This is a genomic window from Mesorhizobium sp. WSM3864, from assembly GCF_002294955.1.
GTDB lineage: Bacteria > Pseudomonadota > Alphaproteobacteria > Rhizobiales > Rhizobiaceae > Mesorhizobium.
The window spans coordinates 100,001-110,510 of sequence record NZ_NSGD01000014.1 but is presented as its reverse complement, the minus strand read 5'-3'; the positions used below and the strand labels follow the sequence as shown (position 1 = coordinate 110,510).

The window sequence follows — 10,510 nt, the reverse complement described above, 5'->3', positions numbered from 1 at the left end:
GACAACCGACGTTCAGATCGGCAGTCGACCACTACCCATACTATCGCCTGCAATTAGACGGCCGCCGCTGAATGTCAGCCGCTATTGGCAAGTCACGACCGATTGCTAAAAGACCCTCGCCACCGAGACTTCCCCGTTCTCAATAAGAAGATCGTAGTCGTTGGGCTGCCTGAACCCCGTCGGGAAGTCCTTCGGAATTTCCGATACGGCAAGCCTGAAACCAGATGCATCGAGCCAGCGGATGCGCCTTTCGGAACGAACTGGAATGACGGGGTAGCGCCCCGCCCGGCCATCTGTCCCAGCGAGATCTGCAGCAATCGGCGCCCGCCTTACTGCTGCTGCGGCGGGGGTCCTCAATGTCCTGGACCACGACAATAAGTTGCTAGGATCAATCTGATCCTCACCGCTCGGATCTTCGATCTCTTCCTCAAGCCACGCGAGATATTGCCCGCGTATGCCTTCAGCTTCCGGACGCGATTTTGCGATGCCCAGAGAGAGTGCAAAGGCAACAATCGGATCGAGCGTCCCCCAACGTAGCAGCTCTTTTGCCCAAAAGGCATACCACGGAAGCCCAGTGACATCCTTCCACGTGTCGATCGTAGGTGCATCGAGCGGATCATCGGTTCCCTGCGACCATGCACGCGCGACAACTGCGCCGATGGCAACGCCCAAGCGAAACTCGAAATTGTCGGACGTAAATATCTGCCAAGCGCGAAGATCTTGTGGGTCGGGCCTTGCTGCGCCCGGCGCTGCCATCCACCAGCTGAGCACCTCCCGCCAATTGGCATAGAGGGTACGGCCCATTTCTGTGTCGCGAATGGAAAACCCATAACCACCGTCATCGGCAACCGCTTCGCCGAGCGCGATAAAGACGGCAAGGCGCCGCTCTGGACTCATCGTGCCGTAGCCTTCAGTCTGCTGTAGCTCCTCAAGGATGGTCCGCGCGATGGGCTCGAAGCGTCTGCCGACATGGGGAGCGTAACCATAGTCGTAGAGGCGCCTCCGCTCTTCGGCATCAGGATAGATCGTCTCGACCATCCCTCGCCCTCTCTTGATGAAGGCCTGTTCCATCCAGTCTTCGGTCGCTTGTGCGACTTGCGTGAACGTCAATTGCCACAGTTGCGCGAGCATTGCCTCGGTATTGGCCGGCGTTGCTGCGACCGCACTAATCGCCTCAGCCTCCTCTACAGCCGCCAGGATCATGGTGTCGAGCTCATCGAGCCGATCGGCAAGCCGCGCCGCAGGTGTCGCGCGCGATTGACCTGCATCGGGTGAAACGGTCGCAGGGGCAGCAACTTCGAGCCAGCGAAGAAAGTCATCGTCGTCTTCGACATCAGGTAGACGCAGCGCCTGTTGCCGAATAGTGCGGAGCAAGACTGCAAGCGGACTTCTTGTATTGCTCTCACCCGCAGCGTCCGTCCTCAATCTTGCGATGAGCCTGTCATACTCGTCGCGCCGATCGCGCACTTGCCTTCGATGCGTGCCAAGTTGCCTTGCCGCGGACGTGGATGGCACGATCGGCAGAGCGACGAGAGTAAGTCCTTCCATGCCTTTTGCAGCGCCCGGCCGGCCGGCTCGGCCTGAGAGATTGCGGAACTCCGCCGCCGACATCGGATACTCGGTCTGGGTTTGTGTCGCGACATCGAAAATTGTTCGCTTCAATACAGGAAGAAAAATCATGTCGAAGGGCAGATTGACGCCCTCTGTGAGGGTCGCTGTCGCGACAGTGATCGGGCAGACGGACCTATCAATGAGAGCTACCATCAGCCGTCTGAGCCGCTGCGGCATCTGGCCATGATTGGTTGCGATGCCGTGATCAAGAAGGCGGAGTTCGTGAGAGTTCTCGCCGCAGTAATCTACGCAGACCATGCGAGCTTCATTGAACAGTGCCGCATCATCTCCCTCGGTAGGTGGAGCGAAAGCCGGAACGTCCTCCCAGCCCGCCAAATCGAAAGCCTCGGCATACCAGCCCATCGTCAGTTCGGGACGCTGCGAGATCGAGATGAGGATGCGCCGTTCGTCACTAGCGAGGTGCAATGCCGTCCACAGGATGCTGTTCTGTGTAAAATGATTGAGGCTGTTGCGGATGCCTGAAAGCGGCTCCGGCATAGGGTCAATCTTCAGCGGAATGTATACGTCACCCCGGCCTCTCACTCCGAGCCGATGGTCGTTGATCCGGTGCAGCTCTATGCGAGGCGATCCCTTGCTCACCTCGAGTACGCCGATGGCTTGGCGTGTACTGCGATAGTTCGACCCGACCGGTTGCGCTTCAGGGTCAGATTCTATCCAGCGGGCGACGGGCGGAGCCGCACCCCCTGCAACCGCCGTCAGCGCGATGCGCACGATATTCGGTTTGCGCAGTAGCAGGCGCGAGATGAAACTCTCGAGCCGGATTGCCCGATTCGTGTGTTCAGCAAGGGCATTGCGCTCGCGCTCATTGTCTTCAAGAACAACCTGATGAGCCTCATCTACTATGAGTAATTTGAGGCGTGCTAGTAGCACCGGACCAAGATAGCGCATAAGGGCATCCGACTTTTCGACGGTCGCTATCAGAACGGTCGGCGAGGTGGACGTCAGCCACGCATCGGTGATCCCCCAGTCGGAACCGCCGTAGAGTCCTGTCACCACGAAGTCGCGGCCCAATTCACCAGTCAGTTTCGCCTCGACTTCGCCCGCGAGGGCGCGCGATGGCACGACATAGAGGGCTAGTGGTGCAGGGCCATCCTGACCATGCCCCAGGATTAGAAGCTCCTTGAGGATCGCCAGATTGGCGACGAGCGTCTTGCCGGAGCCGGTAGGCGTACAAAGGGCAAATGAGGAGTTGTTGAGGAGCCGTTCGACACCCTGCTTTTGCGACGGCCACAGAATGCCTCGACCGCGCGCATATTGCCGCCTTGCAAACTGGTTTACATCCGGCAGTCTTTCGGGGTTGAGCAAGCCTAATTGCCGCAACGGTTCGTAGATCGTGGATTCGCCGAACCGCTCGCATGCGGATCGCAAAAAGAAGGCGAGTAGCGCCACATCATCGGGCGAAGTTCGCACGAGAAGGCGCTCAACATCTCTCAAGCGATCAAGTGCAACCGAGAACCGCGCTGTATCGCCCCGCCGTAACGTCTGCGCTGCAAGGCCGATACAGCGAACAAGCTCGATGGTGCCGAACCATGTGACACTTTCTTCTGTGCCTTCGCCGAAGAATTTCTCCTCAACGCCTCGCAGGGTAAGGTCACTGTTATCGCTCCAGAACCCCGCAGCTCGACGAAGCACCGCGTCGAAATCGGCCTTCAGAAAATCGGCAAATAGCCGCGATCCCCTATCGTCTGGGACGACCTGACGTAGCAATCCCGAGGCCGTCGCCGGTAGGCCACCAAGCTGATAGCAACCAGCCGCAAACAACGCGGTCGGAATTTCCTCGCCGATCTTATCTCTTGCTCGTGCGAGCCACTCGAGCAGCTCGCCGGCCCTCCGGAACGCGAGTGTCGCTTCCTCGGGACTTCCGTCGCCGACAGTCGAAAGTACTTTGCCAGCGCGAATTAGGTAACGCGACTGCTGGAGGATTGTGTCGGACTCATTCTCGTTCCATTGAATTGTCTCGACATCCCAATCCGTTTGCAGGCATCGGACGAATGATCTTGCCTGCAACGCACTGAGTATTCTTTCCTGAGCGAGATCGTTTTGGATGGCCCGCGCAAGATCGAGACGGTCTTGATCGAACTCAGGCAAGAGCAGTCTCCTTTGCCCAGAGGCTTTCATAGATCGCGTTGATCAAATCATCGCCATCTGCGATGAGCAGTTCGACTACTTGAAGGTCCCGGCCCGCCTTGTATTCATCTGGAACAGCTTCCCAAGGGAGAAGGGACTGACCGGGAACACGTTTGACGGGAGGGCCGCCGACAAGGAGGATCATGTCGGTGCGCTCCACAGGATCGGGATTGCGCCGCGCAAGGATGCGGTCGAGCGAGGCAATAACCTTGGCGAATTTATCGGGCTCGCATTCCTCTAGGATTGCGTGGAGTTGCTCCAAGCCAAGCGGCACGGGAAGAGCCCGATTGACCTCGTACCAGACACCCTTGCCGTTGTGGATTTTCTTTGTCTTGTCAGTCGGATCGTCGATCTTGTCGCCCAGCATGACGGTGTTCACGACCGATAGGGACCAAGTACCGCGCCACTTGGCTTCGCCGGCAATGAAGCGGGTGACGTTTCCTTCTTCATCGACCACAATCGCTATGAAATCGTCGCCTTTACGGCCTAGGACCTCGCGTTTGCGAGTTGCGTCTCGACTGAGAGTGTAGATGTATTGACCTGCGTCTTCATGATTGCGGAAGAGGAACACAGGTATCAAGTATTCGTGCTTCCCAACGAACTTGTAGGTCTCTGACATCATCCCCGACATCACCTCCCCGAAGAGACCTTTGCGAGCGGTCAAAGGCAGTGATCCAGGATATTGGGCGTCGCAACCGACATCGCCGGCGTCCGGATGGAGGCTTATACGAGCCAACCTGTGAAAGCAGCCCCGCGCGTCCAGGTGCGCCGATTCAAAATAAGGCACAAAATCTTTTTGAATATTTGCGTCCGACGCCTGCTTCTCTTCCAGAAGCAAGTGGCCGTAGTTTCCAAACTCGCTCGGATACTTCTTGAGCCAAGCATTAAGTGCTTTTTTGGGAGGAGGTGCGGTATGCATATGACCTGTTTGCTGGGTTGCGCTTTGCAACTTTAGCAAAGCCCCAGAGTTCCGCTACCGCTCTGTCTCGTCATCCAAAACATTCTCTAGATTGGCAGTCGTTCGCGTTTCTTCGGTGATCACGATCGCGATTCTTGGATGTCTACCGGCAAATTCGGCTTTGGCATTTTGCTACGGTTTCAGCAACGGCTGACAAAGGGCTAATTCTGACATTAGGTGGGCGAGCATGCGGAGGTGAGCTGCGTTTGCCGCTTTTCATCTCCGATATAGCTGCCCAATGCGGCACATTCCACTGGACTTCGTTGCGCACGCAAGCATTGCTATAGACAACAACGGGCGTTTTCGCCTTCGCCAGATCGAGGTTCTCTTCAGCCCGCCAAGCGGGCTCAAGTCAGTACAGGCGCCGGATCGGCCGACGCCTCAAACTGAGGAGAACGACCATGGCAACACTCGGCACCGATCAGGGCACGGAATCGGATCACGACAAGCTTCAGATCCCACCGGAGCCACATGAACATATCTGGGATGCGCCGCCCACCGTAGCCAAGCTGGCGAAGAAGTCGACGGCTCCCAAGAAGAAGGCTCGCAACGCAGAAGGCGTCGCCGAGCCGACAGCGGCAAAGTCGCCAAAGCCCACGCCTCGCAATGAGACCAAGCAGAGCAAGTCGGACCTAGTGCTGAAGAAGCTTCGCCTGACCAAAGGCGCAACCATCGAGATGCTGATGGAGGCGACCGGCTGGCAGGCCCACTCGGTGCGGGGCTTCTTGTCGGCGGCGGTCAAGAAGAAGCTTGGCCTCAACCTGGTCAGCGACGTCGGCAAGGACGGGGCCCGCCGCTATCGCATCGACGAGAGTGCCAAGGGCGGCGCTTAATGGTCATGCGCCCCAAGCTCGACATCGAAGCAGAGGTCGCCGCCTTGGGCGACCTCTCCCGCGAGGAACTCGCAACTCAATGGGAGAATATCTACAGGTGCGCGCCACCAAAGGGTGTCAGGCGTGAACTTCTGATTAGGGCGGCAGCCTGGCATCTTCAGGCAAAGCGTCTCGGTGGATTTTCCACCGAGACGCGTCGCATGCTCAGGTCCGCCATAGACCGCGTCGAGAAGAAGATCGCCGACCGCGACAGCCAAGCTAACGTCGCCGCCGACGACATCAAGGTGACGATTGCTCCAAAACGTAAACACGTTTTGCCAGGCGCCCGGTTGGTCCGTGACTGGAACGGCAAGACCCACATCGTCGACGTGATCGAGGATGGCTTCGTCTTCGAGGCCAAGGTCTACCCGTCCCTGTCGTCGATCGCGCGCAAGATCACCGGCGCACATTGGTCCGGTCCGAGGTTCTTCGGGCTATGAGCAGCAACTCGACACCGCGCCTGCGCTGCGCAGTCTATACTCGCAAATCAAGCGAAGAAGGTCTCGACCAGGAATTCAATTCGCTCGATGCCCAACGCGAGGCCTGCGTTGCCTACATTGCCTCACAGGTTGGCCTGGGGTGGAAGCTCGTCCCTGATCGCTATGACGACGGCGGGATCTCAGGCGGAACGATGGAGCGCCCTGCCCTGCAGCGGCTGCTCCAGGACATCCGCGACAAGAAGGTGGATGTCGTGGTCGTGTATAAGATCGACCGCCTCACCCGCTCGCTGATGGACTTCTCGAAGATCGTAGAGATCTTCGACGCCAGTTCGGCGTCTTTCGTCTCAGTCACCCAGCAGTTCAACACCACCACATCGATGGGCCGGCTGACACTCAACGTGCTTCTGTCGTTCGCCCAGTTTGAGCGCGAGGTCACAGCCGAGCGCATCCGCGACAAGATCGCGGCATCCAAGAAGAAGGGCATGTGGATGGGAGGTGTGGTCCCGCTCGGCTATCGCGTGGAGCACCGCAAGCTCGTCATCGACGCGGCAGAGGCAAAGACCGTCCGGCACCTCTTCGATCGCTATCTTGTTTTGAAGTCCGTGCGTGACCTTGCCGACGAGGCAGCGCGGGATGGCCTTATCACTCGAACCCGCGAACGCCAGGATGGGACCGTTGCAGTCACAATGCCATTCGGCCGAGGCAATCTCTATCACCTACTCTCCAACCCCATCTACATCGGCAAGATCAAGCACAAGGATGAGGTCCATGATGGCGAGCAGGAGCCGATCATTGCAGGTCCGGTGTTCGAAGAGGCGCAGGCGCTTTTGGCCAGTCAAGCACCGCGTCGCAGGAGCACGTCGAACGTCAAACAGCCTCATCTTCTCACCGGGCTGCTCTTCGACAGCCAGGGTGAGAAGCTTCGATCAGTGCATGCCAGCAAGAGCGGCGTCCGCTATCGCTACTACGTTTCAAAACAGTTTGTTGATCAGCGGCGCGGCAGCTCCGATGGATGGCGCCTTCCCGCCGATGCAGTTGAATCAGTAATTGAGCATCAGCTAAATCGCATTCTCAGCGATCACAGCCAAATTGCTGATTTGCTTCAGCGATGGGGAGGTCCTGGCGACATTCAGAACGCGATGCGCCGCACGGCTGAGATCAAGGCTACCTGGACCTCCGACACTGCTGTCCATAAGCGATCACTGCTGCAGAAACTGGTCCGTCGCATCACGCTTGGTCAGAAAGTGCTGACAATCGACGTCGCTTGCGGGGCACTTGCCGAACATCTGCTCGATAGAGCTTTGCAAACCGATAGCGATGCCGAAACCATTTCGATCACATGCCCGTTCGACATCAAGCGACGTGGTGTCGAGATGCGCATCGTACTAGGCGATGCCTCATCCAATAGCGCTGAGCCTGACGCCGGGTTGATCGACGTGGTGCAACGCTCGCAGCGTTATCTCAATCAACTCACAGATGGCTCTAGCCGAAGCCTCACGGAGATCGCTAGCTTGAACGCAACGACGGTCTCTGAGGTGAGCAGGCTGCTGCCGCTGGCGTTTCTCTCGCCCAACATCGTGTCCAAGATTATCGCCGGCAACCAGCCAGTCGAACTGACAGCCCATCGGCTGTCGCGGCTCTCAGGTCTTCCGCTCTCCTGGTCCGATCAGTCTGCCCTCCTTAGCCTCTGATTCCGACCATCACCCGAGCATCGCTTTTCCAAAAAGTTGGCTACGGAAATGGGCCTGGAGAGACGGGACCCCGAATTCGGGGCATTCTGGGCCAGGAAGGTGGCGTCTCCGCCAAGCGTTGCCGCGATGGCGTCGCTAACCTACGGAAATGTCGACACTATTCTGAGACGGTCGAAAGAACGCCAAAACTGGCGGACTGAATGGTGGGGGGACAGTCACACAAACCCTCAACCAACTCAGCTTTGCAAGCCCCGGAAATGTCTATTCAATTCCGTCTCTGTTCGCGACGGCACGCCAGAACTCCTGAATCGGTGTAGTTTCATGGCGGCGCTTGGCAGAGACGCATAGAGTCGATGCGCGGTTTGGTTGGAAGTTCGCAGGTGCATCAATGCATCATATCTCTGGAAAACGTAGTAAAAACAGAGACTTAATGGTGGGCCCGGAGGGACTCGAACCCCCAACCAAGCGGTTATGAGCCGCCGGCTCTAACCATTGAGCTACAGGCCCCACGCGGGCTGGCTTAGTGTTTTTCGCCGCCCGGCACAAGGCTTTCGAAAGCGCTGGCGGCAAATGCCAAAATCAGCTCATATTCGCTTCGTAAAGCGGCGTGCGCGCCCATCAGGCGCGTGAACTGGTCCGGACTGCCCGCAACGCCGGGAATCGATGCCTTTTTCGAGTCTGGGCAGAGGTGATACCGGATCGCAGATTTCGAGGAGTTTTCATGACCAAGTATCTTTTGCCTGTCGCGCTCGCTGCTGCGATCGCGTTTCCGGCGCTGGCAAGCGCCGCCGACACCCAGCCGCCTCCGCGCATTGTCGTCTCGGGCGAAGGCGAAGCGACTGTCGCGCCGGACATGGCGATCCTGACGCTCAGCGTCATGCGTGAGGCAAAGACCGCGCGCGCCGCGCTTGATGCCAACAATGATGCCATGGCGGCCGTGATCGCGGCGATGAAATCGGCCGGAATTGCCGATCGCGACCTGCAGACAGCCGGCATCCAGATCAATCCGCGCTACAATTACACCAACAAGGCGGACGGCAGCCAGGAAGCCGAGCTCGTTGCCTACCAGGTGACGAACACGCTGTCGGTGCGCGTGCGCAACGTCGACAAGACCGGCGACATCCTCGACAAAGCGGTGTCGCTCGGGGTCAACCAGGGCGGCGGCATCGCCTTCACCAATGATGATCCGAAGGCCACCATCACCGAGGCGCGCAAGAAGGCGGTTGCCGACGCGCTCGCCAAGGCCAAGACGCTCGCCGCGGCCGCCGGCGTCAACCTTGGCAAGGTGATCGAGATCACCGACCAGAACGTCGCGCCGGCGCCGATGCCGCTGAACGCCAAGGCTTTCGATGCCGCCCGCGCCGCCGTGCCGGTGCAGGCCGGCGAGAATTCCTACACCGTCCAGGTGACCGTCACGTTCGAGCTGAAATAGCTTGCCCGCCGCTTTGGTAATCCGACAAAAACAAAACCCCGGAGGACCGATCCTCCGGGGTTTATCTGAGCCGCGCTTCAGCACTGGCCGAAGGGGCTCCGCTACTCACAGGTGACGTCGGCGAGAGTCATCCTGCTCCCGACCTCGCAGAAGGTCAGCTGGTCCTGCAGAGGATCATGCCCAACCGGTCCTCGCAGGCTCCAGAAAAGCCTCAGCGATAGATGATCGGGCAGCCACGCTCGTTGGCGAAGACCACCACCACGCGGTCGCCATACTGACGGCCGGCCACCTTCACCGTTCGCCGGCTGATGTCGACGATGCGGACGCGGTGCAGGCCCATACGCTCGGCCTTGTCGAGCGCGCGGTCCGGCGAGCAGCCGCGGCGGCGCCAGTCGCGATCGCGGCGGTAATAGCCATCATCGCCGGTGTAGACGCCGAAGCGCGGATCGTGATTGTTGCCGAAGCCGAGATAGAGGCTGTCCGCATGCGCCGCCGGGATGGCGCCGAGCGTGCCAAGCCCGACAAGGGCCGAAAGGGCTGCCGTCTTGATCTGGTTGAACATTGTCTCTCTCCTTGTTGTGGGCCTCTCGCCCTTGAACGGATGATTGGCGAACCAATGATTACAAAATGCCTTTTTGTGTCTGAACTTTGTACGAACCGGCCGTTCATGTCCGGTTCATGTGGAAGAAAGGCAAAACCCCTCACCCGAATGCACTTCCAAATCTGACGCGGGGAACGCGTCACCGCGGCCCCAGTTCCTCGAGTTTCAGATGCGAACCCGCCAGGCTTCGTCATCAAGATGCGAACCCGTCAGGGTTCGTCATCGTCATCAAGATGCGGACCCGTCAGGGTTCCTCATCAAGATGCGGGATCCGTCAGGGTTCGTCATCAAGCACATAATCAAAATAGTCGTCCGGTTCGGCGAGATCCGTTTCCTTGGCCTTCACCCGGCCGCGGATCGAGATCCCGGCCTCATGCACAGTCTCCGCGCTTCCCGAAACCAGCTTGTGCCACCAATAGAGGTCGTGTCCCTCGGCGATGAGCCGGTAGGCGCATGTCTTGGGCAGCCAGGTGATGGTGCGCACATTCTGCGGTGTCAGCCCGACGCAATCGGGCACACGCGCCAGCCGGTTGGCATAATCCGAACAAAGGCATTTTTCGGCGTCGAACAGTCGGCAGCCGACGCTCGTCCAATAGATTTCGCCGGTATCCTCGTCCTCGAGCTTGGACAGGCAGCATTTGCCGCAGCCGTCACAGAGTGATTCCCATTCGGCCGGCGTCATGGCCTCGAGCGTCTTGGTTTTCCAAAATGGCGCATTCATGCGGCTGGATTTGGCCCTCCGGGACCTGTCGGTCAA

At 58.8% G+C, this 10,510-nt stretch carries 8 protein-coding genes and 1 tRNA gene; 4 read left to right on the top strand and 5 right to left on the bottom strand.

Annotated elements, in window-relative coordinates:
• Positions 1 to 105: 105 nt before the first annotated feature.
• Both CK215_RS23865 and CK215_RS23860 read right to left on the bottom strand, forming a co-directional pair.
• A complete protein-coding gene (locus tag CK215_RS23865) occupies positions 106 to 3,720 on the bottom strand; it encodes a DEAD/DEAH box helicase (RefSeq protein WP_245418777.1) in 3,615 nt (1,204 codons plus the stop codon).
• Positions 3,713 to 4,678, bottom strand: coding sequence for an aminotransferase (locus tag CK215_RS23860; protein ID WP_095832380.1), 966 nt, complete (start codon positions 4,676 to 4,678; stop codon positions 3,713 to 3,715). The genes CK215_RS23865 and CK215_RS23860 overlap by 8 nt, the downstream gene beginning before the upstream one ends.
• A gap of 440 nt (positions 4,679 to 5,118) precedes the next feature.
• On the opposite strand from CK215_RS23860, the gene CK215_RS23855 reads away from it, so the two are divergent.
• The 3 genes from CK215_RS23855 to CK215_RS23845 are packed head-to-tail and all read left to right on the top strand — an operon-like array spanning position 5,119 to position 7,720.
• Positions 5,119 to 5,550 (top strand): DUF3489 domain-containing protein, encoded by a 432-nt coding sequence (locus CK215_RS23855; RefSeq protein ID WP_095832379.1) that lies wholly within the window; start codon positions 5,119 to 5,121, stop codon positions 5,548 to 5,550.
• 5 nt (positions 5,551 to 5,555) lie between these two features.
• The gene (locus tag CK215_RS23850; protein WP_095832396.1) at positions 5,556 to 6,029 is read left to right on the top strand and encodes a DUF2924 domain-containing protein; all 474 of its coding nucleotides are present in this window, start codon (positions 5,556 to 5,558) and stop codon (positions 6,027 to 6,029) included.
• Complete coding sequence (locus CK215_RS23845) at positions 6,026 to 7,720, top strand: recombinase family protein (protein WP_095832378.1); 1,695 nt, start codon at positions 6,026 to 6,028, stop codon at positions 7,718 to 7,720. Before CK215_RS23850 ends, CK215_RS23845 begins: the two co-directional genes overlap by 4 nt.
• Before the next feature lie 431 nt (positions 7,721 to 8,151).
• Here the strand turns inward: CK215_RS23845 and CK215_RS23840 are convergent.
• Positions 8,152 to 8,227: transfer RNA gene (locus tag CK215_RS23840), tRNA-Ile, on the bottom strand.
• 214 nt (positions 8,228 to 8,441) lie between these two features.
• Between CK215_RS23840 and CK215_RS23835 the strand changes: the two genes are divergently transcribed.
• The gene (locus CK215_RS23835) at positions 8,442 to 9,152 is read left to right on the top strand and encodes an SIMPL domain-containing protein (protein WP_095781353.1); all 711 of its coding nucleotides are present in this window, start codon (positions 8,442 to 8,444) and stop codon (positions 9,150 to 9,152) included.
• A 211-nt stretch (positions 9,153 to 9,363) separates the two neighbouring features.
• Here the strand turns inward: CK215_RS23835 and CK215_RS23830 are convergent, their stop codons facing one another.
• Positions 9,364 to 9,714: a hypothetical protein gene (locus CK215_RS23830; protein WP_095779689.1), complete on the bottom strand. Its 351-nt coding sequence runs from the start codon at positions 9,712 to 9,714 to the stop codon at positions 9,364 to 9,366.
• 313 nt (positions 9,715 to 10,027) lie between these two features.
• Positions 10,028 to 10,474: a YcgN family cysteine cluster protein gene (locus CK215_RS23825; RefSeq protein WP_066994651.1), complete on the bottom strand. Its 447-nt coding sequence runs from the start codon at positions 10,472 to 10,474 to the stop codon at positions 10,028 to 10,030.
• Between the last annotated feature and the right edge of the window lie 36 nt (positions 10,475 to 10,510).